Here is a 26,864-nt window from a genome sequence, read left to right as displayed (position 1 = left end):
CATGTTTACCGTATAAGAGTTTTTAATGGTGGTGGGCCTTCTCTCCTTACCTTTTTAACGGCATCCAACCAATATTCCCAAAAAGCACTATCAGCAGGCGTGTCTTCAACGACATACTCACCACCACTAAGAATATCTGTCAGATCATTCGACCCCGTCAACTCCCAATAATAATTAAGCATATAAAGCATCGCTTCATATCCCTCTTTCTCAGTAATTGTGTTATCACTGAATATTTTCATTTTATTTGAGTCCATAGCGCACTACCAAATCGACAAATGCGGGATTTCTGCCCGCCCCCTTAATCACTCCATTCTGAGTATAGGAATAAACTTGTGAGCCATCCGGCATTGTCTGCGAAAACCAGCTTTTCCCATATTTATCAACACCTATAAAATTGGCGATCTCATTTGATAACTTAGTTAAAAGCTCACGGTTTGCGATGGAATCTTCTAATTTTCCTTCTTTTCCAGAGAAAATATGATTCGCCAGTTTTCCAGTTGGAATTGTATTCTTAAATCCCCCGCTAATAGCAAATAACCCAGCCTCCTCCAAACTCACCGGGGTAAACACCGCCGGCAACAAGGACATTTGGACACCAGGCAGTTGGAATACGTCTTGAGCCAAGCTACTCGATTGCCCGTAGTAACTGGGGAACGGCGTCCTACCAAACCACGATAACGCGCTGTCTAAATAGCCTCCGATTTGCCGCGTCAAGCTCGCTTCCGCCCAAGTTCCCGTCGGATCGGTATAGCTGACCGGATTGCCGTTGGCATAAGTATACACATTGGTGCCGCCTTCCAGGCCGATCAGGTCGGGTTGCAGGTAGCGGCCGGCGCGGGGCGAGAAGTAGCGGGTGTGGTTGTAGTGCAGGCCGGAGTAGGCGTCGTAGTATTGGCCGGGGTAGCGCAGGTTGAAGGTGGTCTTCACGCCGTCGCCGTCCGGGTCTTCCAGGGCCGGGGTATCGCCGTAGGGGGCGACCGGCCAAGCCCAGATCTGCTGGGTCAGATCGCCGGCCGCCCGGCGCAAAAAGCGCGGGGTGTTGGTGAAGTCGGTTTCGATGTAGGCCAGGTTGACCAGACTGCCATCCGGCCGCTGGTCGATGACCGCCAGCGGGATGTCGCCCAGCCTGCTCCGATTAGCGAAGCGTAATCGGAGACATACCAACCATTCGTCCGATTACGCCGCGCTAATCGGACCTACGGTCCTTGTGCTAAGAAACTGCTTTTATTTCAGGTAACTCAGATTCAAACCGGCAGACAAATAGTTTAACTGCATCTATAAATTCTTGTTTTCCAATCTCAAATGGCAAGCTGAAACTCTTATCCATCCAAACAGATGAGATAAATATAAAAGCATCTTTCACTCTGACTTCAAGGATCGGCGACTCCTCATAATCCATCGAGTCATATTTGAAATCCTCTGAACAACCCCGAGAAACCCAAGATTTTAGCGCCGAATACAACTCAGCCAATAAAATATCTTCCTCATCGAAAATAATATTTTCATCAACTGAAATTACCAATCGACCTTCAGTCTCAGAGAAAGCCTTGTTTGTTATTGGCAAACAAGGCTTTTGCGCAATTTCAAAATCTATTGTGCATTTACAGGGAAAGCGTTCCATATTTTACCGTCATTACCAACTATTACTCTAACTGATGTTTGGCCTTTTGAACCAATCTCCCTTCCTAAATCAATAACAACACGGAAAGAATCATCAACGTTATTTGTCATAAATTTAGCATTAGGTGAACGTAACGCTTCAGCTACGACTGATTGAATATCATCAAAACTATTTGTATTAAATTTCGCTGCTCGTTGAGCAGTGGAGTCTAATAAATGCTTATTTTTCGGTGTCCATGCCACAACGTTATCAGCGGCTTTAAACGCAGAGCTAGATGCATTAGCTAATGCACTTCCACTGTTTGCAACTTTACTCGTATCCCTAATTGTATCGGTAATCTTGCCAACTTTTCCTAGGAGACCGCCACCCGTCGCCCCCCAAAGCAGCGGAAATACCAACATCTCCCCAGTTGACGGCGCCAATATCACCGCCGTTGCTGAACATCTGCAAACCAAAATCAAAGGTTGCGCCAACAAACGCCCCCAACAACGCGAAAGTCCCGGTCGGATCGGTATAGCTGACCGGATTGCCGTTGGCGTAAGTATAGACGTTGGTGCCGCCTTCCAGGCCGATCAGGTCGGGCTGCAGGTAGCGGCCGGCGCGGGGCGAGAAGTAGCGGGTGTGGTTGTAGTGCAGGCCGGAGAAGGCGTCGTAGTATTGGCCGGGGTAACGCAGGTTGAAGGTGGTCTTCGCGCCGTCGCCGTCCGGGTTCTTCCAGGGCCGGGGTATCGCCCAGCCTGCTCCGATTAGCGAAGCGTAATCGGATCTACGGTCTTTAAATTTAGATTACGCGAATCCACAGCGATACCACATCGCCATTTTCCAACAAAACCAAAATCGCTCCTGGAGCAAATTCAATAGCTTTACCAAAGGCATCAGACTTACCTATGCACAACCATCGTTCCATTTCGTTGAAATAAGCATCCCAATTAGTTTCGTTTATCCTGGTTGAAACACCTGTGTCAGGCAAACATCCACTTTTCACGTAAAGATCGCATTTTTTTGTCTCGGGTGGAACATTGCTGGTGCTTTTCCACGTCGTATGGGGACAAAACCCCCATACACCTAACAACAAGCCATCGCTACTCAATGACAAGTTAAGATCATTAATAAGTAACGGTGAATAGCTATCATACCTAGGCGTAAAATCGAAGGAATATTCAGCTACATCGTACCTAATTTCTATTTCTTTACTTGACCATTTATCACCAACATTAAATTCCACAGCCATCCTAATACACAAAATTAAAGTGATATATCGTTTTAGTTTCCGGATGGACAACTAATTCCCACGTGCCGTTAGATCCCCTAAAAGATCCTGGAACATCGTATCTAAGAGCTCCTGGCACACCACCTGGATCAGCAATACCCCTGCCTGAAGAAATTATCTCTTTAATTGTGTTTGGTGAGTTCATATAAGGCCTAGCTAACTCCCCTTTATTCGCGCCCTTTTTAACGAGGTCATTGATATGATTTCCAACAGTTTTAGTGTAATTGAATTCACCAACTTTTAGAACATCATCAACCTTAGTGGCTACAGTCCTAGTAACACTCCAAACTCCCGCTTCCTCAAGGCCCAGCGGCGTAAACATCGCCGGCAACAAGGACATTTGGACACCAGGCAGTTGGAATACGTCTTGAGCCAAGCTACTCGATTGCCCGTAGTAACTGGGAAACGGCGTCCTACCAAACCACGATAACGCGCATCTAAATAGCCGCCGATTTGCCGCATCAAGCTCGCTTCCGCCCAAGTCCCCGTCGGATCGGTATAGCTGACCGGATTGCCGTTGGCGTAAGTATACACATTGGTGCCGCCTTCCAGACCGATCAGGTCGGGTTGCAGGTAGCGGCCGGCGCGGGGCGAGAAGTAGCGGGTGTGGTTGTAGTGCAGGCCGGAGTAGGCGTCGTAGTATTGGCCAGGGTAGCGCAGGTTGAAGGCGATCTTCACGCCGTCGCCGTCCGGGTCTTCCAGGGCCGGGGTATCGCCGTAGGGGGCGATCGGCCAGGCCCGGATCGCTTGGGTCAGCTCGCCGGCCGCCCGGCGCAAAAAGCGCGGGGTGTTGGTGAAGTCGGTTTCGATGTAGGCCAGTTTGACCAGACTTCCGTCCGGCCGTTGGTCGATGACCGCCAGCGGGATGTCGCCCAACTTGCGTAGGAGGAATGAATTAAATACATGCGTCCGATTACGCTTCGCTAATCGGACCTACGGTCCTATAGCAACAGGTGGATTGCGCCGCGAATCACCCGGCAAAATCACAATAATCCGCCGCGCGGTCGTAGGCGAGCCGCAATCGAAATGCCACATACGGCGGAACCGCGATTCGTTCCACCTTACGAGATTTACCCAGCCGGCAACACTTCTTACGGCATTGGTATGTTATTACAATCGTCTTTTTCACTAAAATTATTTAGTGTTGCATAACGTAACTTTTCGTGTATTAAATTTTTAATTAATTCGGTGAATTGATTAAAATCACCAGCCTCCCAACTAATTCCAAGCATAAATAAGCAAATAGAAACTCCATTTGCATCTTCAAAAACCACAACATCTTTAGGCTGTAAGCTACAATCCAAAAGCACACTGGGTTTTACGCTACAAGACATATTGTTTGCCAAAGCATAATTTTCCACTGCTGAAATGATTTCAGCTTTATTTGCTTCATAGCGAGAAACAAATGAAAATTCGCTAGGCCTTTGAAAATCAAGCCGCTTAATATAAAAAACATCACACCCGTTCAAGCTAATTATTAAAATAAAAAACCAGAACCTAGGCATAAGCGGTAACCGTAAAAATTGATAACAGCATTAATACACACATTCTTCTGAAAGAGGGTCTATCTGCATTCATTACTTTTTATATTATTTAGTGCTAGTTGTATTTTTATCGGTTGCATCAATAGCTTGTGCGGGTCATGCAGTCCTATGCAACATACCCAATAATCTATATATCATTGAACTTTATATGAAATAATTTACGAACTAGCACCAAAGGTTATTACAAAGTTTCATTTTCTAGAAAATGCATCCACATCATAATTGTCACCACGGAGACTGAGGGGACGAATACGGCCCAACTTCATTCCAGTTCGCACTCCCTCCCCATAACCCATTGAAGATTAATCCTGCTGTACCACCTAAAAGATTTGATGGCAGATATAAGGGGCCAAGTTGTTCACCTTGTATTGTATGTTGAAACTCGTGATTACCTACTAAATTGCCATTTTTAAATTTCTTAGTAGGACCAAAATCAGATGCATATGAAATTGTATTTCCAATAGTAATTGCACTTCCGCTTCGCATGAATGGATGGTTGGTAAATTCAATTGCATTGTTACCGGCACTAACATTAGCCCCAAACAACGCCCCAATACCACCCCAAATACCGCCAATAACTGTATTAGCGCCATTCCATATTTTACCTACAAAACTGCCTACACCATCTTGAAAACCCGAAGAAATTGAACTAAAACCCGATGATATTGAAGAGAACATTGAAGAAAAAAATGAGGTGAATTCTCCCAAAATACTTTCAGTCCCGGTCGGATCGGTATAGCTGACCGGATTGCCGTTGGCGTAAGTATAGACATTGGTGCCGCCTTCCAGGCCGATCAGGTCGGGTTGCAGGTAGCGGCCGGCGCGGGGCGAGAAGTAGCGGGTGTGGTTGTAGTGCAGGCCGGAGAAGGCGTCGTAGTATTGGCCGGGGTAGCGCAGGTTGAAGGTGGTCTTCACGCCGTCGCCGTCCGGGTCTTCCAGGGCCGGGGTGTCGCCGTAGGGGGCGATCGGCCAGGCCCAAACTGCTTTTCCAGGATCACCCCCTTCTTTTCTCAAATAACGCGGGGTGTTGGTGAAGTCGGTTTCGATGTAATGTGTCGCGATATGCGAGCCGTTGGCGTCCAGATCAATCACCGCCACGGGGATATCTCCTAGCCAAATATAATTGCGTTGCCGACCCGATCCGTATTCGTAGATTAGACGATCGGACTGGTCGTAAAAATACCGCACGGTACCCGACCCGCCGGTTTTATACACTCTACGCCGAGCGCCATCATAGTAGTAGTTCTCTCGCCCGGACGCGTTTTTGAAGTACGTCATGGTCCGATCCGCGCCGTATCCGTATTCGTTGCCGGCTATGCCGGTCACGAAGCCGGACAGGTCGTAGCCGTAGCTGACGTTGACGCTGCCGTCCGGCGCCGGATTAAAGGTTTCGGTACTCAAGCGGTTGTCGATGTAACGAAAAGTGTCGCCGCGCATGAGGGCACCCGCGGCATTGTAATTTTCCAGGCGCTGTAAATTGCCGTTGTTGTCGTGGTCGAGCACGGTACGTTGCTGACTTTGCGTGGTGGTTTGCAAGTTCAGATGGTCTAAATCGTCATAACCAAAACTAAGACTCCCATAGCCCGATACACGGTTACGGTCGTCGTATCTGACGTCGTAAGCATAAACAGGGGTTCCGTCAGCTTTGTTGGCACTAATCGACGATAGGCGACCACCGGCATCGCGATCCCGCCGGTAGCGTATGCCGTTGCCGAGAACCATGCTCCGAAGCCGCCCGATCAAAGGTTGGTATGTGATTTCGGCTGCTAACGTATTGGTACCGCCCGACGGGAATAGCGCGCGCACCGTGGCAATCCGGCCATCGTTCCCGTATCCGTATTGAATCGCCAACCCGCCGGGGTAGGTTAAGCGCTCCGGTCGCCCTTGACCGTCCGCGCCAACGCCGTATTGAACGGACAATTTGTCCGTGCCTCCGCCGTTGGGAATCGCTTGTTCCATTTCGAGTAGATCGCCCCGACCGTTGTATTTAAAACGATCGGTAACCACTAAACCGCCATGGGACGCTGCGTGTGTTTTTGTCCGTGCGCTCAACCGCCCGATGTACGCCGTTGGATCAAGGGGATTGCTATCGACCATTTGCACATCCCAAACTTGCACCAGCGAACCGCCATCCGAATAGTCAATCCGGGTCAAGCGGTCCAGCGCATCGTATTGTTTGACCGCGCTATGGCCGTCGCTGTCCGCCCGGTAGGTTTCGTTGCCGGCCTTGTCGTATTCCGAACCGCGGTTGCCGAAGTCCGGCGAGTCTTCGTCGGTGTGCTTGCCGAGTTCGTTGTTGCTTAATAGCGTGGTGGCGTTCACCGGATCGACGACTTGCTTGACTCGGCCGGCCACGTCGTAGTCCAGGCTGAATAGCGGGGTTTGCGCGCCCAGCGTGCCATTGCTCAGCAGCGGCGCCCTGGCCCGGTCGCTGATTTGATCGAGGCCGGTGTAGAAGCTCAGGTCGCAAGTTTCACCGCTCAGGCAACTGCGTTCCAGCAGGTTGTTGGCGTTGTGTTTCAGTTCCCGGTTCCAGCCGCCGCTACCGTCCGAGGCGGTCAACAGCAGGCCTTTGTCGTCGAAGGATTGGTGCCAGGTCTGTGGGTTGTCGCCGCTACGGCTGGCGACGGTGTGCAGGACCTTGCCCCGGCTATCGCGTTGATATTCGACGCTGTCGGTAATGCCGTCGTGGGTCAGGCTGACGGTCTTGACCGAACCGGCCGGGGTATAGGTGTAGTGGAGTACGCTGTTGTCCGGCCGGGTCAGGGTTTTCAAACGGCCGTCGGTGTAGTAGTCGTAACGGGTCACGTCGTTGCCGACCGTGACGGTCTTGGGTTGACGTAGCGCGTTGTACGACGTGACGGTGTGAACGCCGTTGATGTCGGACTGATCGGTAACTTGGCCGTGGGCGTTGACGCTTACGACTTCACTCACGTGATCCAGCGCGTCGGTGGTTTTCCACAGGTCGCCGTTGCTGCGGTAGTCGGTGACGCTGGCGCCGTTTTCCGGGCGCGGCCCGGTTTTGACGACGCGCAGCGTGACATGGGTGTTGGGATCGTAGTTGTAGCTGACATCGGTTTGGTGGCAGGTTTTGGAATTGGCCGGACAGGCGTCGTTGACCAAGGCTTCCGAGGCGGGGCGCACTATTTCGCGGGTGAGGTGGCCTTGATCGTTGTAGCGCCAATCCTTGGCGACTTCGCCAACCACTTCCGAGGTTTTCAGCGGGAAGCGGCTGTCCCAGGTACGGGTGGTGGTGCGGGCTTCGGCGGTGCCGTCGGCTTCGGTTTCGGTCAGAGGCAGGCCGTTGCTGTTGTAGGTAAAGCGGGTGACCCGGTTGAGGTAATCGGTGCGGGTCAGCATGTCGCCGTTTTTCTGCCAGGTGTAGCCTTGGTAGTCGGCGTCGCAGCCGGCGCAACGGGTGCTGACGGCGACCGGTCTATAAAGAAAAGCCGCGTCGGTGTCGGTACAATTGATGCATTTGAAGGATCGGAAATAGGGTACCGAGCGATAGGCACTCGAATCTGAATCGGTAAATTGCTCGGTCAGTTTGTATTTGGTGGGACTCGAGTTAAGAACTAAACCGCGCTTTTGTAGCAAGTTCTTCGCGTTATGGCCGGCACGGGTGATTTGAGAGTAGGTTGGAAAAAGAGTCCCGCAGAGCCAATCAAATTTGACATCCAAGACTGTTTGCCCGGCTTCTTGAACTTTGCTCAGATAAGAAAACGCGTTAGGTATCCCGCCAGGACTGGAATTACAATCGACGGTCGTCACCGTGGCATAAGTCCTGACGAGCGCCGCCGAAGCCCCATCGGCGGCGGGCAATGTAATGGTTCGCGGGCTAGCGGTGAAGTTGTAACGGTAAACCTGATTGTCCGGATCGGTGACCGACGACAGCACGGCGGAGGTATATTGAAAACTTAAGCGGCGGCCGCTCGGTATGTGAGTCACTTCGCTGACGCGGTACGGCGAGCTGGTTTGATAGGTGACGCGGTGTTCTATCCCGGAACGATCGAACCGGGCCGCCAAGCGGCTTTTACTGTCGTACGCTTCGCGAATCCCGGTTTTAAAATTGGTATATACCCATTTGTAGGTGACGCCGTTAACAGACCCGTTTTTAACCAGAGTATCGTGTATGTCTCTGGCATAAGGCTTCAGGTTCTCCATGAACTTGGTGCAAATCCCCATCGTGCAAACACTGATAGTTCGATTGCCGGAGGATCCACCATAGTTGAGATGGTCTATCAGACAACTGGAGTAGCTATGAGTCCACTCCCCATTCATGGCGGCTTGATAGTCGCAGTCTTCCGCCATGATGCTTCGCGGCGAGGTACTGAACCGGGTAAACTCCTATGGAAACTGGCCTTCGCCCCGATAGTCGGTTTCCTTCAGCAGTGTCGCGCCATACAGCGGCTCGGTTTGAAATTCCACTTGAGGTACGCGGTTCTTGTCCGATTGTTCGACTTGCATCTGTCCCGCCAATTGCTCGTAAGGCAAACCGGGATCGGGATACGCGTTAGCCGAAAGCAAGCACATTCCAACGACTATTATCAGCAATCGACTAGACAGGGTAGCAAGCATGTTGTCTCCTTAATCAGTATTTATCCAAACGGCAGCACCCGTATTAACGCGTTTAATCAGCGGCGCACATTTTGTAAGACGATTGAGAAACGAAAATCCCCCAACTCCATTCGAATTTTTTTTGCGTCGTCACGCGCCTAATATCGCGTCGACAAGCAGTCCAACGGGAACTTATGAATTCAGGGGGGCAACCACCCTCTAACCCGAAATTGGATTAGAGGCGTCTCAGGATTCGCGGGAGAATCGACCAGACGTATCTCTCCCCCTGACCAAGCCGCAATAGCAATCCGAAAACACAGTACAACCTCTAAAGCCCGCACCTACAGGCCGCGTAAGCGCTTGTCAAAATAAATCGGACGGTTTGGCGTCTTTTCGATGCTGGTGCGTTTCATAGGAAACCCTAAACTCAAGGAGACCCTATGACCGCATCGCTAAAACATCCGCTCTTATTGACCGCCGCGTTGCTGGCTTGCGAAGTGCGCGCCGCCGACCCGAGCTACGCCTTCGACATCCCGGCGCAAGATCTGGCGGGCGCGCTGCAAAAACTGGCCGCGCAATCCGGCAAGCAAGTCTTTTACGCTCACGACAGTGTCGCCGGCCGCCGCGCGCCCGCCTTGCAAGGTTCCATAACCTTAGCCGAGGCCGCCGCCAAATTACTGGCCGGCACCGGCCTGAGCTATTCGGTTGCCGGGGACGGCTCGCTGGCGATTAAGCCGCTCGGCGGCGATGCGACGATGATGGCGCCGGTCAATGTAATCGGTAAAGCCGCTTACGATTCCAGCGATCCCTACAACACCGATTACCGCCTTCCCAACGCCACCACCGCCACCAAGACCGACACGCCCATCATGGACACGCCGGTGTCGATCCAAGTGGTACCTAAGGCCGTACTGGCCGACAAACAATCCATCACCCTGCCCGATGCGGTCAACGGCCACGTCAGCGGCGTGCTGGGCCGCACCGGCGGCGGCTATCTGTACGACAATTTCATCATCCGCGGCCTGGCCGGCTCGGGATTCGGCGATGCCTACCGCAACGGCTTGTTCAACCGCCAGGACGTTTACGACATCGCCAATATCGAGCAGGTGGAAATCGTCAAAGGGCCGGCGGCGGTATTGTACGGACGCATCGAACCCGGCGGCCTGGTCAATTACGTGACCAAAAAGCCGTTGGATACCGCGTATTATTCGGTCCAGCAACAATTCGGCAGTTACGATCAATACCGCACGCTGATCGACGCGACCGGCCCGCTGGATGCCGACAAAACCGTGCTGTACCGCCTGAATGGCTCCTACCTGGACAGCCAATCGTTCCGGGAGTTTGTCGGTAACGAACGCTATTTCGTGGCGCCGAAACTCAGCTGGCGGCCCAATGAAAAATTCGAAACCAATCTGGAGCTGGAATACAAGCGCGACCGCTTCAACGCCGACTTCGGGATTCCGGCCATCGACCATCGCCCGGCGCCGATTCCGATCACCCGCACGCTGAAGGACGGCGCGCAACGCCAGTTGATGGAAAGCAAGCTAGTCGGCTTCGACTGGACCTATCATTTCAACGACGATTGGAAAATCACCCAGCGTTATTTATTCAAGGATTGGTCTTTGAGCGGACCGACCCTGTTCAATTTCGGCGGTCTGCGCGAGGAAGACGGACACTTGTTTTTAGACCGCACCGCCTCCAAAGGCGTGCAGGACATCATGACCCATTCCGGCAATATCGACTTGAACGGCAAATTCGAAATCCTGGGCAGCCGGCATAACCTGCTGATCGGCGTCGACGGTTTTCATGCGACAACCGAGTCGAATTCGGCGCGAGCGGCGGTCGCGGGAATCGACATCTTCGCGCCGGTTTACGGCCAAGTCGATTTCAACGCCCTGCCCGCCGACAACGCGTTCTTCTACCGTAAGGAATCCTGGATAGGCGCTTACGTTCAAGACCAAATCACGCTGTTCGACCGCCTGCACATCCTGCTCGGCGGCCGATACGACAACGTCAGCACCGGCGGCCGGTTTTCGCCGGTCTCGCTGGCGGCTGCCCAAGCCGGCCGGGTCAAGCAAGAAGACAACGCCTTCAGCCCCCGCGCCGGTGTCGTCTACCGGGCCCAAGACTGGCTATCGCTGTACGGCAGCTACACCGAGTCGTTCAGCGCCAACAACGGCCTCTCCGGCACTGGCCAACGCTTCGATCCGCAGCAAGGCCAACAGTACGAAGTCGGCATCAAGACCGAATCGGCCGATCGGAAATTTTCGTCGACCTTGGCGTTTTTCCATTTGACCAAAAGCAATCTGCTGACCGACGATCCCCATCAAGCCGATCCCAATTTTCAGATTCTGGCCGGCAAGATCCGTAGCAAAGGCATAGAACTGGACTTGGCCGGACAAGTTACCGACCAACTGCATCTGCTTGGCACATATGCGTATACGCAAGCCAATTACATTGAGGACTTCGACGGACTGCAAGGCAAACGCCTGGAAAACGTACCCAGGCACCAAGGCAGTTTGTGGGGCACGTGGCAATTTAACGACGCGTTTAAAGCGGGCCTGGGCGTCGTAACGGTCGGCAAGCGACCAGGCGATTCGGATAATTCTTACTACATGCCCGGCTATGTCCGTTTGGATGCAATGGCCGCATATACCCAACGTTTCGGCCAACAACGCTTGACGGCTCAGTTGAATGTCAACAACCTGTTGGACAAACGCTATTACGCCAACTCCGACGGCAGCAGTCTGGGCGCGATTCCCGGTTATCCGGTCAATGTGATGGGTTCGTTGAAGTACGAGTTTTAAGCCGAAACCAGCGATCCGAGCGCCCGACGACATCTCCCGCCGGGCGCTGTCCTCCATGGAGAAACCCGGATAAAACCAAGATTGGCCCTCGAGTGGCAGCGGACAAACAATCGACTTGACTTAACCAACAAATCGGCGTAACAAGCGGGAGTAATTCAGTCGGTTGATCTTGGTTTCAACCGTTGGAGTTTCGGGTTTCCCTAGTCATTTCGAGTCTCCTCATGAGCGATTTGTCCGTTACCAGCGCGCTGCAATCCGGCTTTCAACAGCTGAGTTCGGTCTCGGCCAAACGAAATGCCGAGCAAGCCGAACAGCTGGCCCAATCCTTAAGGAAACAAGCCGATTCCGCTCAAGCCATGGCGGATAAATACGAGGAAAAAGCGCTGGCGTTGGATAGCCGAGCCAATCAGGCGCAAGTCAAATCGGACGACCTGAATAACCGTTTGACGCTGAGCAACGCTTTCCGCCAAGCCGGCGAGCAAGTGACCAAAATCGTCAACGAAGCCGAAGTACAGCCGGCGACCTATTCGGCGTCGGGTTTGACGACGACGGCCGGCGATACTTCGGCAACCGGTGTCGGCGGCAATATCGATACCGTGGCCTAGCCTGCTCGTTTTGGTCGAGGCATCGTCCTTCAAGGCTAATTCAGTCGGCGTCCCGCAAGCATTTCAAGCGACCAAGCCGGTCCGCGGCGCATAGGTTTCGGGGAAATCCGCGATTGCCAAATGTGAACGGCGAATTCGGTCAGGCCCTCGCCGACCTCAGCCCATCCACCCATCGGAAACATCAGCCTGTAGGGCGCGCGCCACTGTAACCGGCGGACGGCTAAAGCCCCGGCATGCCGACATAACCCGGTTGACGGCCGATTCGCTGCAACCACGCGCCAATATGCCGGTATTCGTCTAACGCTATGCCGGCCTGCGAAGCCAGCGCGACATAAGGATAGCAAGCGACGTCGGCGATACTGATGCGGCCGTTCGCCAGCCACTCGCGGTTTTCCAACCGTTGCTCCAACACCGCCAAACCACGCTTGCCCAGTTCTTGGCATTGGCCGATGTCCCACGGCCTACCGAACAAATTAGCCGCCCGGGCCCGCGCCAAGCCGTATAGCAGCTCGTTTTGAGCGAGCGCTAACCACTGCATGACTTCGGCTAAGGCAGAAGGCTCCAGGGGCAACCAATGCGGCGCGCCGTATTGCCTGGCCAAATAGACCAAAATGGCCGTCGAATCCCAAAGCCTGATCTCGCCGTCCTGCAAAACCGGAATCTGACCGCGCGGATTGAGTTGCAAGAATTCCGGGCTTCGATTTTCTTGCCTAGCCAAATCAATAGGCACCGTTTCGTATTCGAGTCCCAGCAAACCGCAAAATAAGCGGATTTTGTAGCAATTGCCGGACAGCAGCATATCGTAGAGCTTCAAGGTGGTTCTCCCAAGGGTAGGCAACGAAGGTTTAGCATAAACGCCTTGACCTCTAACATCAAAAATCTCGGCAAACACCAAGAAACGTTTTTGCTCGACCTAAAGGGGATTTGGCCGAATTTGCCAATGAAACCACCCTACCCCTCCACAACATCAAATTCGCTCCAGGGACTGTCAAATTGTCCGTACCGCGCATCGAGTTTTCCTATATGATGGGTCTCGGTAGGGCAGACACCTTACCTAACCCAATGCGATAAACCAAACCTTCAAGCAGCACGGATTCGCTTTACGTTCTCAGGGTCTTCATCGACGCTCGGGCAGAACGCCTATCCCATTCGCACGGACGTGAACCCCATTGCCACTCATGGTGTCCATGCTTCAGCCTATATGCTGAAACGGCGCAATTTTTAGTCATTGGCTCCTTCCTACTTTTCATAAAACGCATACATCATGAATCTACTCAAAATTGCAGCACTCATTTTCGTTTTCGCAACCTCATTCGCGGCGAGCAGCACTGCGGCGCTTGCCGAAGAAACCGCCAGCAGCCCGGCGGCAGCCACCGCCGAAATCATTTCGCGGATCGAAAAAGGCTTGGTCGAAGTCAGCAAAAGCGATTTCTCGGCCGCTCAAGTTCAGTTAAAAGCCGCGCGCTTTGCCTCAGAAGCGATTGCCGGCAGCTCCGAAACCGCTAAGAAAGCCCACGCAACCTTGATGCAAGGACAAATTCAAGCCAAGAAAGGCGACATCCAAAAAGCCACTGAAGAATTAAACAAAGCGATAGCGCTGTATAAATCGCTTTAATACACCCTAGGCGCGAGGCGAGCTGTCATCAGACGTATCTCCGTCACGGGGATTTAATACAAGCTCAGCCGCCTCCCCAACTGCTTTAGCACCGGTATAACGGCTTGAACGTTTTGCCGGTTTTCGAGAGCCCTCGGCGGTGGGTTTGATGCTCGAAGCCATCGGCCGGGTACCAATCGATCGTCTCGCCCTAGCCTCTCCGGTCCTAGGGCCACGCGCACTCATCCCCCAAACCCGCCAAAATTCGAACTCGGTCCATACCGGCGGCCACCCGCCAAGCTCGGCGATACCAACGATCGTCGACCAGCCGCGCCATCTCGGCTTCGCTGGGTAAAACCGCCGCATCCAAAAACGAAGCAGTGGCCGGATGATAACGACCAATACAAATGTCGAAGGCCAAGCGCTCGGCATTGTCCCGGTAATGTCCCCGATGCAGCATTTGCGCATCGAATAGCAAGGCATCGCCGGGCTCCAGCCCGATCAATAGGCTGCCGGGCAGATCGTCGCCTTGACGATAACCGTTAGTTTCGAAGCGCACATTCCGCTCCAGCTCGCTGTCCCAACGGCAATGACTGCCCGGCACCAACGCCACGCCGCGTTCCGCGATCAACGGCACTCGTACGTGCAAGGCCAATAACCTGCCCTGCTCCGCGCGTTGCGTGCTATCGTCCACGTCGCTGTATTGCAGATCCCGGTGCCAGTACGGCGCCTGGCCGGGATCGTGGGGATTGAAAAACAACTGGGTATTGTGAAAGTAGAGCGTGTCGCCGAATAGGCTTTCCAGCCAGAGCGCAAGGCAAGGCTGAGCGATCCAGTCAAACAAGGCTAAGCGCTGTTCCGGTTCTCCGAGAAAATAGCGAGTGTCGGTCAAACCATACATATTCGCCAAGCGATTGGCGATCATCAACGCCCGGTTTTCAGCCAACCACGCTCGATAAATCCGTTCGACTATCGCTTTCAGCTCCGCGATCTGCGTTTGGGAAAACAGGCTTCGGACCAGCAAATAGCCTTGCGTGTCGAAGGTTTTGGCGTTGCGGTATGAATCGTTCATCAGTGTTCGCCAATCGGAAAGTGATGGACCGTGGTCGTCGCCGGCATCGACGAGCCGCTGGCCGAATGTCCGAGGACGCCGGCCAGCGATCATCCTGGCTAAGCCTTAATCAGCCGGTACCGCTCGGCCATGGCACTTAGCGGCACGACCTTGATTTTTCCGGCGTGCCCGGCCGAGCCGAACGCTTCGTAACGGGATTGACACAAAGCCTGCATCGCGTCCCTGGCGGCTTGGTAGGTCTTGCGGGCGTCCAGTTCGGCGGCCTGTTCCGGCTGAGCTAGAAACCGGCGCATCGCGCCGGTGGACGCCATCCGCAGATCGGTATCGATATTGACTTTGCGGACGCCGTATCGGATGCCTTCGACGATCTCTGCGACCGGCACGCCATAGGTCTCGGGAATCGCGCCGCCGTATTCGTTGATGACTTGCAACCATTCCCCCGGCACCGAACTGGAACCGTGCATGACGAAATGCAGATTCGGCAACCGTTGTTGCAATACCTTCAGACGGCTGATCACCAATACTTCGCCGGTGGGCGGCTTGCTGAACTTATAAGCGCCGTGACTGGTGCCGATGGCGACCGCCAGCGCATCGACCCCGGTACGCGCGACGAACTCGACCGCCTCGTCGGGATCGGTCAGCAAACGGCTGTGTTCATCGTCAGGACGGTTTTCCAGCGCGCCCAGACAACCGATCTCGCCTTCCACCGACACCCCGCAGGCGTGCGCCATCGCGACGACCTGCCGGGTGACCTCGACGTTGTAGTCGAAAGAAGCCGGCGTTTTCATATCCTCCAACAAGGAGCCGTCCATCATCACCGAGCTAAAACCGGATTGGATCGCTTGCGCGCAAATCGCCGGCGCCGGTGCATGGTCGCGATGCATGACGACCGGGATATGCGGATATTGTTCGACGGCGGCCAAAACCAAATGGCGCAGGAATACTTCGCCGGCATAACGGTTGGCACCGGCCGAGCCTTGCATGATGACCGGGCTGTCGCAAGCATGCGCCGCCGCCATGATGGCCTGCACTTGTTCCATATTGCTGACGTTGAAGGCCGGCACCGCGAAACCGTACTCCGCCGCATAATCCAGAATTTGTCGTAACGACGCTAATGCCATCAGGCGCTCCTTAAGCTTTTATCGTAAAAAGTCGCCGCGCCCATCCGGCGGACGCGGCGCGCCATCGTAATGGCATTGCCGAGAATTCGCCAGCGCCGCATCGCCGAATTCAACAACAAAGCGGTTCGCGGCGTACACGGCCTCCGCCAAATGGGACGAATTGCCAACTCGGCCGGTACTTAGCCCTTGCCGGTTTTCCCGGCGAGCGGCACAACTGATAAAATACGCCCCCATTGCCGCCAAGGCGCAAATTCCTCCATTCGCTGATTTTCCACACTATCGAAACCTTATGAAACTCGAAAAATCTTCCCGCTTTTCCGCCTGTCCCGGCCCCGTGGTCACCATCGTACTGGACGGCGTCGGTATTTCGCCGCGCGAGGACGGCGATGCGGTCAAAACCGCCCGTACCCCAACCCTGGATAAGCTGATGGCCAGTTATCCGATGATTGCGCTACGCGCGCACGGCACCGCGGTCGGCATGCCCAGCGACGAGGACATGGGTAACAGCGAAGTCGGCCACAATGCCTTCGGTGCCGGCCGGGTATTTGCCCAAGGCGCCAAGCTGGTCGCCGAATCCATCGCCAGCGGCCACTTATGGCAAGGCCATGCTTGGCATGAGGTGGTCGCCACCGCCAAACAAGGCGGCACCTTGCATTTCCTGGGTCTGTTCTCCGACGGCAACGTGCATTCGCACATCGACCATTTGAAAGCGATGATCGAGCGTGCCAAGCAAGAAGGTGTTGCGAAAGTTCGCCTGCATATCCTACTTGACGGCCGCGATGTCGGCGAAACCTCGGCTTTGGAGTACGTCGATCCGTTCGAAGCTTATCTGGACGGCTTGCGCGGCGCGGATTTCGACGTGGCGATTGCGTCCGGCGGCGGGCGGATGCAAATCACGATGGACCGCTACGAAGCGGATTGGTCCATGGTCAAGCGCGGCTGGGACATTCACGTGCTGGGTTTGGGCCGGCAGTTTGCCAGCGCCCACGAAGCCATCGAAACCTTCCGCAACGAAGCCAACGTCATCGATCAGGATTTGCCCGGCTTTGTCATTGCCAAAGACGGCCAGCCGCTGGGTACCATCGTGGACGGCGACGCGGTAGTGTTCTTCAACTTTCGCGGCGACCGCGCCATCGAGATTTCCCGCGCCTTTACCGAAGAGTCATTCAGCCCGTTCGAGCGCGGCCCGCTGCCGAAAGTGACTTACGCCGGTATGATGCAATACGACGGCGACACCAAACTACCGCCGCGCTTTTTGGTCGAGCCGCCCACCATTGATCGCACACTGGGCGAATATCTCGCCAAAAACGGCATCAGCCAATACGCCATCAGCGAAACCCAAAAATTCGGTCATGTGACTTATTTCTGGAACGGCAACCGCTCCGGCAAATTCGACGATTCCTTGGAAACCTACGTCGAAATCCCCAGCGACGTGGTGCCGTTCGAACAACGGCCGTGGATGAAGTGCGCCGAGATTACCGATACGTTGATAGCCGCGGTGCGCAGCGGTAACTACAAATACCTGCGGGTCAATTACGCCAACGGCGACATGGTCGGCCACACCGGCAATTTCGAAGCGGCGGTCACCGCGATGCAAGGTCTGGATTTGCAATTGGCGCGTTTGATTCCGGTGATTCTGGAAATGAACGGTACGGCGATCATCACCGCCGATCACGGCAACGCCGACGAAATGTACGAGCTAGACAAAAAAGGTAATGTGGTCAGAAATGCCGAGGGCCGCACCAAGGCCAAAACCTCTCACACCTTGAATCCGGTGCCGTTCGTGTTGGTGTCAGGGGAGAATCCCGGCTACAGATTGCGCGGCGACATCGCGGCGCCGGGCTTGTCGAATTCGGCCGCGACTATTCTGAATTTGTTGGGCTTCGAAGCGCCGGACGACTACGACCCGAGTTTAATCGAGGCGGTCTAAGCAAACCGGTTGCCGCGCCGCTTGCGGTTGGCGCGGCAACCGACATTCCAAGTGCCCGGCAAGTTCGTGAACGTAGGCATCGTTCGACGCTCAAGCCCTCGCCGCGCGGCATGCGATCAGTTCGAACGCAAAGGCAGCCCCATCCAAACGCTAGGCCGACAAGGCCAACGAATCTTCCAACGCAATCTCCAATTCGGCCAGCGTAATCTCGGACAAGCCCAAGCGCGCGGCTTCCTCGCTGCTCGAAACCATTAAGTCCGGCTGCGCGCGCGGTGCGATACCGAGCTTGTAGCAGACCATATCGACCACTCTAACGATCAACTCGACCGTGCCGCTATCGGCGCATTCGGCATGGTGATGAGAACCGGCGACCTTGCAGTAAATTTCCGGCAAATTCCAGGATCGCAATAACCAAGCGCCTTTTGCTTCGTGTTGGCGCGAAATAACTTCTTGTATTAAGTCGTCCGGCAAGTTTAGATCGGGCTCCTTTAGACGGAGGTCTTCCAAGCAGCGTATCAGTAACAACTCACCGATGTCGTGAAACAATCCGGCCATGAAGGCCTCTTCGGCCTGAGCCTGAAAAGCCAGGCGTTTCGCCAACCATTCGCTGCCCAGCGCCACCGCGACACTGTGCTGCCACAGTTTGGTCATGAATTGCGTGGTGGCCGGATCCTTGGTCGTGAATAGCCCCTTTTGCATCACCAAAGTGGCTATTTGCACAATCTTTGGTAAGCCCAATCGGACAATGGCATCCTTAACCGTATTAATTTTGCTCAGACTGGCATAAAACGACGAGTTGGCGACCCTCAAAATTTGACTGGCCAAACTGGCATCCATCGCAATTTGCTTGGCGATAGCGTCCAGCGAGCGATTCTCGTCTTTTAGTGCCAGCCGCAGTTCGGTGACCGCGCGTGGAAATACCGGCAAGCCGGCAGTTCCGGACGCGATGGCTTCGTCAATCAACTCCGCGAGGGACTTATCGCTCATTTTTTAGTCGTGTTTGCTATCAACGGCTACCCAGCAGGCGCCGCAATTCGTAAAGTGGACGGGGTTTGCCGAAACGCGGCAAATTATGAATGACTTCCTGCAACGAGGTCGCGCCAGCCGCGGCCTTAACCAAGCCGTCCTCGACCAGCGTCACCAAACCGGCCGTCTCCAGACTAATCCGGCGAATTTCGTAGGAGGTTTTGCGTTGCAGGATCGCATCCTTGACCATTTCGTTCATCGACAACAATTCGAAGACGCAAACCCGACCGGCATAACCGGTATAACGGCATTTTTCGCAGCCCCTACCCAACATGAAGGCTCCGCCTGTCAAATCGTCGAGAGTGATGTTCAAGCGTCGCAACAAGGCCGGATCGGGACGGAAGGGTTCCGCGCACTGACGGCAGACCCGTCGCAACAGACGCTGAGCCACCACCGATACCACGGTCGAAGATATCAAGAATGCCTCGATTTCCATATTGAGCAAACGCAATAGGCCGCCAATGCTATCCTCGGTATGAAACGTGGTCAATACCTTGTGGCCGGTCAGCGCCGCTTGTATCGCGGTATCGGCGGAAAACCGGTCGCGAATCTCTCCGAGTACAATGATATCCGGATCCTGACGCACAATATGACGCAAGGTTTCTTCGTAGGTCAAATTGATCTTCGGATTGATCGAGCACTGAGCGACGCCGTCGATGACGTACTCGACCGGATCTTCGGCGGTAACGATACTGACTTCCGGCACATTCAAATAATCCACGGCACTGTACAAGGTCGTGGTTTTGCCGGAGCCGGTCGGACCGGTGATGATCACGACGCCGGTTGGCACGTCCAGCGAATCCTGGACAAAGCGCTCCAACATCAGCGGTGCCATGCCCACTTCGTGTATATCCAGCAATTCGGTCTTGCGGTTCAATAGCCGCAAAACGATTTTCTCGCCGTTGAGCGTGCTGAAAAACGAGGCCCGCATGTCGATGACATGACTCGTCCCGGCTTGTTCGAACTGGACGCGGCCGTCCTGGTGGCGCCGCTTTTCGGCGATGTCGGCACCGGCCATCACCTTGATCCGGCTGATTAAGGACTGAACCAGCTTCGACGAGAAATCGCGATAATGCACCATCATGCCATCGATCCGGAAACGAACCCGCAATTTGTGCTCCAGCGGCTCGATGTGGATATCGCTGGCCTCCAGGCGGATCGCTTCGTTGAAGATACTGTTGACGATCGCCACCACCGATTGTTCGGAAACCGAAACTTTCTCGGCGCCGGCGTTGCGCTCGAAATTCAACAAAAGACGCATGATCTGCGAATAGCGCCCGACCGCCGGGATAATCTCGCTGCCGAGCACATGTCTGGCCATTTCAATGGCCGCGTGGTCCAGCGGATCTCCGAACGCTACCAAAACGCCGTCTTCCTGTTTTTCGATCGGCAAGAAGCAGTGTTTATTGGCCGACTTAAGCATCTGCCTGGACATCAGGGTTTGATCGACATTGGCAACGCTAAGATCAATGACCGAAATCCCCATCAAGTCCGCCAACACTTCCAGCATTTTGGATTCGGCGATCAGATTGCGCTCGACCAGAATTTCGCCCAATCGCTTGCGGCCCAACTCCTGCTGTTGCGCGGCCAATGCCAGTTGCAAGTCGGTGTTGCCGATATAGCCGAATTCGACCAGGAAACGCCCGAGTTTGACTTTAACCGGATGGCGACGGAACAACTCGGCCAATTGAGGCTGGGTCACATAACCCAAATCGCAAAGCACGACCAAGATCGGCTTGGCGGATTCCAATTTACTTTGCACGCGCAAAGCGTATTTGAGTTTGGCCGCGTCGATAACACCTTGATCGACCATCAGCTTCAAAAAGGTCTCCGCGAAATCCGCGTCCGGACCGGTCTCGCTGGAATCGTTGGGTAGCATGTGGATTTTATAGTGGACTAGGTGCACCGCATCTCGAAGTGATTTCCACACCGAGGCCACATCGAAAACAAATCAGTCGAACGAACGCGTGCGGAAAGAGTGTGAGAGGCATTGATTGATTCAGTATTGAACAATTCGGGATATTATCACCTTGACAGGCGTCCAGCCAAACTCGGTCTGCCGCCGGCATGAATGTTCCCGAACTCGCCTTGGACAGGGATACCAAACCCGAGGCTCGCGTCAAAAGCCGAAGCGCGAATTATTTTCCCATAGTGCTATCTTAATCACATTTTAATTAAAAACTTATCTTCGTGTGCTTCAATACGGTCCGTTTTAAACACTCAATTGAGCATTTTCTACTGCAACCCACTCCCAAGGATCCACTCATGAGAAAACTGATCTTGCCGGCAATCTTTTTGCTGAGCACCCACGACGCCGGCGCGTCGACTGCATACGGTTCGCTCGGCAATTTCGACGCGGTCAACGATACCGGCGAAACCTGCCATGGCTTCGAGATCGAAATTGACGACATCCACAGCACCAGTATCGGCGGCACTTACTCATGGAATCATTACGGCATACCGAAGATTCGGGAAGACAATAGCGACCCCAACCACCCAAAAGTCTTCGTGCGCTACGAAGCCCCGACAGCGAGCGGCACCACGACAGGTTTTACCAACCCGGCCACGCCGGGCGCCATTTCTCCGACCAATGGCCATATGTGCACCAATCCCTCGGTCAACCAGGGTTGCGAGCATTTTGGCGTTGGGATCTACGGCTCTTACAGCACGATCAAATATAACTGGCTGGTCAAGGACGCCACCGGCAAAGTCGTCCTCGGTCCCGCGGTGAACGTCGGCACCCCGACATACACTTATCAGCCGCCGGTTTTCGTACAACCGCCGGTGATCAAACCGAATCCGGTTCCGAATCAACCGCCCATCGTCGAAGTTCCGGCCGTCGTGCAATTTCCGGCGCAAGTCGTCGCGGCGATTCCGGCACCGGTAGCACCTATTCCGCCGGCAAAGCAATTCGGCGAGCCGAGCTGGGTGAAGGTCATTAAAACCAAAACGCATAAAGTCCGGGTATTGGCCTTGGAAGAATTGGTAGGCGATGACAAAGATAACGACGGTCATTCCGATTGGACCAATGGCGAACCCGACGAAGTAGAGTCGGAATGGTATCTGTTGCAAACCAACAATAAAAACAATAAAAACAAATCCGAACTGGCCGGCAAGGCCGAGGACATGAAGGACGGACGGGATGTCGTGACCCGACGCTACGAGTTCTATGAATATGTGGGTCCGGCCGCTTCGATAGACGGCGAAAGCGGCGAAGCCATGTGCGATGCGGTGGGTGCCGACAATGTCAGCGGTGTTGACGTTGTGACCGTTACCGACGCTAACGGTAACGACACCGAATTCGACTGCGCTAGCGTGGCCATCGTCGGCGCATACCGTGGTGCGCAAATGGGCGAATTCAATGCAGCCGCACCGCTTTCGACGATTAACGAAATTCAAAGCGGCAACGTTGGCCAAGCCTTCCCGCAACGTGCGGTCGTTTTTGGCGGCAACACACCATACGTGACGACGACCGGCGGTACCCTGCCTAACGGTTTGACGATCGCTTCCAGTACCGGCGTATTGTCCGGCACCCCATCCAAAGTCGGCGTATTTAACTTTTTTGTTGAATCCACCGATGCCGACGGCAGCATCGTTAACAAAAACTACACCGTTAAAGTGACCGGCCCCGGCGATACCGACGCCGACAACGACATCGACTCCGCCGATTTGGCAACGATTAAAGCCAAGTACGGCGCAGCGGTCGCGGCAAATGACCCGGCAGATTTAAACAACGACCGCAAGGTTAATATCGCCGACTATCGGAAAGCCGCGTCGCTTTGCACCAAACCGCAATGCGCCTTGGTCACGCCGACACCCTAATCGCTAACACTCATTCAGCCAAGGCCGGGAACATTCCTCCCGGCCAATTTAACGACGGACTCTTTTATGATGATGCACAAACACCTGTTCTCTAAAGTGCTTGCACTTGGATTCGCGGCCTTCGTTTCCAACGCGAACGCCACAACCTTGACCATCGAGTTACCTGGCAATACCGATCTTTACACAGCCGAGGTAGGCTCGTTTTTCGATGCGAATATTTATGTCGATGGTCTGGCGGACTTCGGCGGATTCGATTTCAATCTAACGTATAACAGCGCCAACCTGTCCGCCGAATTACTGACCAGCGCCAGTATTTTCGGCGCGGATACCGAAACCTTCGCCAATTCCATCTCGACGGTCGGCGGCGGCAAAATTCATTTCGCGGAAGCTATTTCGGCGACTTCCACGCTGGAAGCGGGTTTAAACATTACCGCTCCGACGCTACTAGGCACCGTCAAATTCAAAGCGCTAAACGCCGCGCTGAATAACCCGCTGAATATTACCAACCCAATTGTGTATTCATTCGACGGTACTTCGCTGGCCGGTTCGTTGCGCGGCGCGAATGTGACCATTATCCCCGCTCAAGATCCCGCACCGGTACCTGTGCCGGCTGCCGCTTTTTTGTTTGCGCCCGGTTTATTGGCGATATTCGGACGTCGTAACCGCAATACTAGCGTGAAGGGTTAATCCGCTGTAACGATACAACTCGAAGTAAAAAAATCCCTCTCCCTACGGAGGGGGATAAACCTCAATGTCCGTTATGCCGCTGGCTTCGACTCCGCTCAGCCAGCGACTTACAAGGACGGTAACCGTTTTACTTACCGGTCGCCGTCGAAAATCGTTCCAGCGCTAACCCTGCTCATGATGGCTGCGCTCTGACACGATCAAACCGTCTTCCATGTACAGCACGTGATCCATGCGCGCGGCCAAATCGGGGTCGTGAGTGACCACCAAAAAGCTGACTTGCAGCTCCCGATTCAACTCCAGCATCAGTTGATAGATCTGTTCGGCGGTTTTGCTGTCCAGATTACCGGTCGGTTCGTCGGCCAACACGCATTTCGGTTTATTGATCAATGCTCTCGCCACGGCGGCGCGCTGGCGTTCGCCGCCGGACAACTCGCCGGGCTTATGCGCCATACGATGCCCCAACCCCACTCTTTTCAACAGTTCTACCGCTTGCTGTCTAGCGTGTTTAATCGACTGATTTCCGATCAGCAGCGGCATCGCCACGTTTTCGAGGATCGTAAATTCGCCCAGCAGATGGTGAAACTGATAAATAAAGCCGAGGGCTCGATTACGCAATTGGCTGAGTTTGCCGGCGCCGATCTTATTTAAATCGGCCCCGTCGAGTACCACCGAACCGGCACTGGGCTTTTCCAAACCGCCCAGCAAGTGCAACAAGGTGCTCTTGCCCGATCCCGACGCCCCCATGATCGCCACGCGCTCGCCAGCGGCTATCGACAGATCGACACCCTTCAACACTTCGACATTCAAATCGCCCTGCACGTAACGCTTGGTCAGACCGGCACATTGCAAAATCACGGGATTACTCATAGCGCAGCACCTCGGCCGGATTCACTTTGGCGGCCTGCCAGGCCGGATACAAGGTCGCCAGCAACGACAACAAAAATGCCGCGCAAGCGATCCAATACACATCGCCCCAAATCAGTTTGGACGGCACCTCGCTGATGTAATAGACGTCCGAAGGCATGAAATTGACACCGAAGGTTTTTTCGATGGCTGGCACTATCGTTTCGACGTTCAAGGCCAGCGACACGCCGCCGACAATTCCTAACAAAGTTCCTATACTGCCGATCACGCAGCCCAATACGATAAAGATACCCATGACCGATCCGTTGCTCAGACCCTGGGTTTTCAAAATGGCGATATCGCCGCGTTTGTCGGTAACCACCATCACCAAGGTCGAAACGATGTTGAAAGCCGCCACCGCGACGATCAGTAATAGGATCACGAACATCGCGCGTTTTTCGGTCTGCACCGCTTTAAAGAAATTGCTGTGGGCGCGCGTCCAATCGCTGACCCGATAGTCGTCGCCCAAGGTATCGGCCAAGCTTTGAGTAATGCGCGGGGCATTGAACAAATCGTCGAGCTTCAGGCGCAGGCCCGACACCGCCGGCTCGATTCGGAACAACTTGCCGGCGTCGTCCAGATGCATCAAGGCCATGTTGCGGTCGTATTCGTACATCCCTACCTGAAACACGCCAACCACGGTGAAGCGCTTCATCCTGGGCAAAATCCCGGCTGGCGTCGAATTGATCTGCGGAGTAATCACAGTGACTTTATCGCCCATCATCACGCCCAAATAACTGGCGAGTTCCGCGCCGAGTATGATGCCGAATTCGCCTGGTTTCAGATCGGTTAACGCGCCGAATTTCATATTCGCGGCGACTTCGGAAACCTTGCTTTCGAATTCCGGCAACACGCCTTGCAACAACGTTCCGCTGACTTGGCGATCCGCGTTGATCATCACTTGGCCGTGAATGAACGGCGCAGCCCCCAATACATGCGGCAAACCGTGGGTACGGTTTTCCAACAGCCGCCAGTCCTCCAATTGCCCGTAGCGACCGGTGATCGTGCTATGGGCAGTCATGCCCAGGATCCGCTCGCGCAGTTCGGCCTCGAACCCGTTCATCACCGACAGCACCGTGATCAACGCGGTAACCCCGAGAGCAATGCCGAGCACCGAGGTCAAAGTGATGAATGAAATGAATTGGGTACGCTTCTTGGCACGGGTGTAGCGCAACCCGATGTACAGGATCAGGGGTTTGAACATAAGTGGGGAATCAGGGATTTTTACTGCACTCGGCGCAATAGCCGTAGAGGTACAAGCTGTGGTCGGTCAAGGTATAGCCCAGACGGCGAGCGATTGCGTCCTGCTGCTTTTCGATGACTTCATCGGTAAACTCGTCGACCCTGCCGCATTTCATGCAGACGACGTGGTCGTGATGGCTGCCGCTGTTCAATTCGAATATCGAGTTGCCGCCTTCGAAATGGTGGCGATTGACTAGACCAGCCGCCTCGAATTGGGTCAGAACCCGGTATACGGTGGCGAGACCGATTTCCTCGCCTTCGGCGAGCAAAATCTTGTAGAGTTTTTCGGCGGATAGGTGGTGGTCGTCTTGCTGTTTTTCGAGTATTTCCAGAATTTTCAGTCTGGGCAACGTCACTTTTAACCCGGCGTTACGCAAATCCTTAGTTTCCACAAGCCTATCCCCGTCTAACAGTCAATCCCGGCATTGTATCGTTTTTTACGGTCAGGCGCTGGGTGAATTATGGGATAATGGTCGTCCGTTTCCGACCGAATTCACTGGATGATGCAATGAAAAAACTGGCCGTTTTGCTCGCCGCCGGCCTGGCGCTGCCGGGTTGCTCCACCATTTTGAACAACCTCCCCGGCGTTTACTCTTTGGATATAGAGCAAGGCAACATCATCGACCAAAGCATGGTCGATCAACTTCGCCCAAACATGACCAAACGCCAAGTGCTTTACATCATGGGTTCGCCGATGCTGGCCGACGCCTTTCACGAGCGGCGTTGGGATTACTTATACTCCGAACAACCCAGCGGCGAAGATCGCGTGCAAAAACGCATTTCGCTATTTTTCAACGGCGAGAATCTGATGGGGGTCCAAGGCGACTTCCGCCCCAGTTCCCTGCCGGTCGTCAAGGAATCGACCGAAACCAGCGTGGATTTACCCAAGCGCGAACTGGACCGGTCGATGTGGGAAAAAATCAGCGGCATCTTTAGCGACGAGCCGGATACCTTGCCGCGCCGGACCGGCGCCGCGAACTCCACCGACGCCAAACCCGAGCCAGCGGCGGCGGAAAAAGGCAAGGAAATCCTCGAAGAGGACGTCGAACAATAAGCCGAG

Annotated in this window: 24 protein-coding genes and 1 pseudogene; 7 read left to right on the top strand and 18 right to left on the bottom strand. The window is 54.3% G+C overall.

What is annotated here, in order from left to right; genetic code table 11:
- Nucleotides 1–5: 5 nt before the first annotated feature.
- The 10 genes and pseudogenes from ACQE3D_RS06885 to ACQE3D_RS06840 all read right to left on the bottom strand — a co-directional run bounded on the left by ACQE3D_RS06885 (nucleotide 6) and on the right by ACQE3D_RS06840 (nucleotide 9,016).
- The gene (locus ACQE3D_RS06885; RefSeq protein ID WP_313728594.1) at nucleotides 6–242 is read right to left on the bottom strand and encodes a hypothetical protein; all 237 of its coding nucleotides are present in this window, start codon (nucleotides 240–242) and stop codon (nucleotides 6–8) included.
- Between the two features lies 1 nt (nucleotide 243).
- Nucleotides 244–1,029, bottom strand: coding sequence for an RHS repeat-associated core domain-containing protein (locus ACQE3D_RS06880; RefSeq protein WP_427501413.1), 786 nt, complete (start codon nucleotides 1,027–1,029; stop codon nucleotides 244–246).
- Nucleotides 1,030–1,213: 184 nt separating this feature from the next.
- Nucleotides 1,214–1,624 (bottom strand): hypothetical protein, encoded by a 411-nt coding sequence (locus ACQE3D_RS06875; protein WP_313728596.1) that lies wholly within the window; start codon nucleotides 1,622–1,624, stop codon nucleotides 1,214–1,216.
- Nucleotides 1,594–2,097 carry a hypothetical protein gene (locus ACQE3D_RS06870; RefSeq protein ID WP_313728597.1) on the bottom strand — a complete coding sequence of 168 codons (504 nt, stop codon included), beginning with the start codon at nucleotides 2,095–2,097 and terminating at the stop codon, nucleotides 1,594–1,596. Before ACQE3D_RS06870 ends, ACQE3D_RS06875 begins: the two co-directional genes overlap by 31 nt.
- 85 nt (nucleotides 2,098–2,182) lie before the next feature.
- A pseudogene (locus ACQE3D_RS06865) lies at nucleotides 2,183–2,260 on the bottom strand (hypothetical protein); the annotation flags it as partial.
- A gap of 145 nt (nucleotides 2,261–2,405) precedes the next feature.
- A complete protein-coding gene (locus tag ACQE3D_RS06860) occupies nucleotides 2,406–2,855 on the bottom strand; it encodes a hypothetical protein (protein ID WP_313728598.1) in 450 nt (149 codons plus the stop codon).
- Nucleotides 2,856–3,158: 303 nt separating this feature from the next.
- Nucleotides 3,159–3,770 (bottom strand): RHS repeat-associated core domain-containing protein, encoded by a 612-nt coding sequence (locus ACQE3D_RS06855; RefSeq protein WP_313728599.1) that lies wholly within the window; start codon nucleotides 3,768–3,770, stop codon nucleotides 3,159–3,161.
- A 215-nt stretch (nucleotides 3,771–3,985) separates the two neighbouring features.
- Nucleotides 3,986–4,399, bottom strand: coding sequence for a hypothetical protein (locus ACQE3D_RS06850; RefSeq protein WP_157197877.1), 414 nt, complete (start codon nucleotides 4,397–4,399; stop codon nucleotides 3,986–3,988).
- A gap of 264 nt (nucleotides 4,400–4,663) precedes the next feature.
- Entirely contained in the window at nucleotides 4,664–8,749 is a 4,086-nt protein-coding gene (locus ACQE3D_RS06845) for an RHS repeat-associated core domain-containing protein (RefSeq protein WP_427551430.1), read from the bottom strand.
- 36 nt (nucleotides 8,750–8,785) lie between these two features.
- Nucleotides 8,786–9,016, bottom strand: coding sequence for a hypothetical protein (locus tag ACQE3D_RS06840; RefSeq protein ID WP_427551429.1), 231 nt, complete (start codon nucleotides 9,014–9,016; stop codon nucleotides 8,786–8,788).
- A gap of 419 nt (nucleotides 9,017–9,435) precedes the next feature.
- Between ACQE3D_RS06840 and ACQE3D_RS06835 the strand changes: the two genes are divergently transcribed.
- Nucleotides 9,436–11,802, top strand: coding sequence for a TonB-dependent siderophore receptor (locus tag ACQE3D_RS06835; RefSeq protein ID WP_313728601.1), 2,367 nt, complete (start codon nucleotides 9,436–9,438; stop codon nucleotides 11,800–11,802).
- Nucleotides 11,803–12,023: 221 nt separating this feature from the next.
- The gene (locus tag ACQE3D_RS06830) at nucleotides 12,024–12,407 is read left to right on the top strand and encodes a hypothetical protein (protein WP_064026830.1); all 384 of its coding nucleotides are present in this window, start codon (nucleotides 12,024–12,026) and stop codon (nucleotides 12,405–12,407) included.
- Between the two features lie 220 nt (nucleotides 12,408–12,627).
- Here the strand turns inward: ACQE3D_RS06830 and ACQE3D_RS06825 are convergent, their stop codons facing one another.
- Nucleotides 12,628–13,221 carry a glutathione S-transferase family protein gene (locus ACQE3D_RS06825; protein ID WP_083385560.1) on the bottom strand — a complete coding sequence of 198 codons (594 nt, stop codon included), beginning with the start codon at nucleotides 13,219–13,221 and terminating at the stop codon, nucleotides 12,628–12,630.
- Nucleotides 13,222–13,671: 450 nt separating this feature from the next.
- On the opposite strand from ACQE3D_RS06825, the gene ACQE3D_RS06820 reads away from it, so the two are divergent.
- The gene (locus tag ACQE3D_RS06820; RefSeq protein ID WP_064026826.1) at nucleotides 13,672–14,022 is read left to right on the top strand and encodes a hypothetical protein; all 351 of its coding nucleotides are present in this window, start codon (nucleotides 13,672–13,674) and stop codon (nucleotides 14,020–14,022) included.
- Between the two features lie 205 nt (nucleotides 14,023–14,227).
- Here ACQE3D_RS06820 and ACQE3D_RS06815 read toward each other — a convergent pair whose 3' ends face one another.
- On the bottom strand, nucleotides 14,228–15,073 hold the full coding sequence (locus ACQE3D_RS06815; RefSeq protein WP_313728602.1) for a phytanoyl-CoA dioxygenase family protein: 846 nt from the start codon (nucleotides 15,071–15,073) through the stop codon (nucleotides 14,228–14,230).
- Between the two features lie 98 nt (nucleotides 15,074–15,171).
- Complete coding sequence (gene fba, locus ACQE3D_RS06810) at nucleotides 15,172–16,194, bottom strand: class II fructose-bisphosphate aldolase (RefSeq protein ID WP_313728603.1); 1,023 nt, start codon at nucleotides 16,192–16,194, stop codon at nucleotides 15,172–15,174.
- Between the two features lie 289 nt (nucleotides 16,195–16,483).
- Here fba and gpmI point away from each other — a divergent pair, with 289 nt between their 5' ends.
- Nucleotides 16,484–18,124 carry a 2,3-bisphosphoglycerate-independent phosphoglycerate mutase gene (gpmI, locus tag ACQE3D_RS06805; RefSeq protein WP_313728604.1) on the top strand — a complete coding sequence of 547 codons (1,641 nt, stop codon included), beginning with the start codon at nucleotides 16,484–16,486 and terminating at the stop codon, nucleotides 18,122–18,124.
- 150 nt (nucleotides 18,125–18,274) lie between these two features.
- Here gpmI and ACQE3D_RS06800 read toward each other — a convergent pair whose 3' ends face one another.
- A complete protein-coding gene (locus ACQE3D_RS06800) occupies nucleotides 18,275–19,111 on the bottom strand; it encodes an HDOD domain-containing protein (protein WP_064026818.1) in 837 nt (278 codons plus the stop codon).
- A 19-nt stretch (nucleotides 19,112–19,130) separates the two neighbouring features.
- On the bottom strand, nucleotides 19,131–21,029 hold the full coding sequence (locus ACQE3D_RS06795) for a GspE/PulE family protein (RefSeq protein WP_427551427.1): 1,899 nt from the start codon (nucleotides 21,027–21,029) through the stop codon (nucleotides 19,131–19,133).
- Between the two features lie 386 nt (nucleotides 21,030–21,415).
- On the opposite strand from ACQE3D_RS06795, the gene ACQE3D_RS06790 reads away from it, so the two are divergent.
- Together ACQE3D_RS06790 and ACQE3D_RS06785 are read left to right on the top strand one after the other, a co-directional pair.
- Nucleotides 21,416–22,972 (top strand): putative Ig domain-containing protein, encoded by a 1,557-nt coding sequence (locus tag ACQE3D_RS06790; protein ID WP_064026814.1) that lies wholly within the window; start codon nucleotides 21,416–21,418, stop codon nucleotides 22,970–22,972.
- Nucleotides 22,973–23,038: 66 nt separating this feature from the next.
- Nucleotides 23,039–23,659 carry a cohesin domain-containing protein gene (locus tag ACQE3D_RS06785; RefSeq protein ID WP_064026812.1) on the top strand — a complete coding sequence of 207 codons (621 nt, stop codon included), beginning with the start codon at nucleotides 23,039–23,041 and terminating at the stop codon, nucleotides 23,657–23,659.
- Between the two features lie 162 nt (nucleotides 23,660–23,821).
- Here ACQE3D_RS06785 and lolD read toward each other — a convergent pair whose 3' ends face one another.
- Genes lolD through fur form a run of 3 tightly spaced genes read right to left on the bottom strand, consistent with a single transcriptional unit; the run spans nucleotide 23,822 to nucleotide 26,196 of the window.
- The gene (lolD, locus tag ACQE3D_RS06780; protein ID WP_313728606.1) at nucleotides 23,822–24,526 is read right to left on the bottom strand and encodes a lipoprotein-releasing ABC transporter ATP-binding protein LolD; all 705 of its coding nucleotides are present in this window, start codon (nucleotides 24,524–24,526) and stop codon (nucleotides 23,822–23,824) included.
- Nucleotides 24,519–25,766 carry a lipoprotein-releasing ABC transporter permease subunit gene (locus ACQE3D_RS06775; protein WP_313728607.1) on the bottom strand — a complete coding sequence of 416 codons (1,248 nt, stop codon included), beginning with the start codon at nucleotides 25,764–25,766 and terminating at the stop codon, nucleotides 24,519–24,521. Before ACQE3D_RS06775 ends, lolD begins: the two co-directional genes overlap by 8 nt.
- 10 nt (nucleotides 25,767–25,776) lie before the next feature.
- Nucleotides 25,777–26,196 carry a ferric iron uptake transcriptional regulator gene (gene fur / locus ACQE3D_RS06770; RefSeq protein ID WP_064026744.1) on the bottom strand — a complete coding sequence of 140 codons (420 nt, stop codon included), beginning with the start codon at nucleotides 26,194–26,196 and terminating at the stop codon, nucleotides 25,777–25,779.
- Between the two features lie 116 nt (nucleotides 26,197–26,312).
- Between fur and ACQE3D_RS06765 the strand changes: the two genes are divergently transcribed.
- On the top strand, nucleotides 26,313–26,858 hold the full coding sequence (locus ACQE3D_RS06765) for an outer membrane protein assembly factor BamE (protein ID WP_313728608.1): 546 nt from the start codon (nucleotides 26,313–26,315) through the stop codon (nucleotides 26,856–26,858).
- The last annotated feature ends 6 nt before the right edge of the window (nucleotides 26,859–26,864 follow it).

This window comes from Methylomonas sp. MS20, from assembly GCF_050275925.1.
Classification (GTDB): Bacteria; Pseudomonadota; Gammaproteobacteria; order Methylococcales; family Methylomonadaceae; genus Methylomonas; species Methylomonas koyamae_A.
This window is presented reverse-complemented; position numbering and strand designations above follow the sequence as displayed.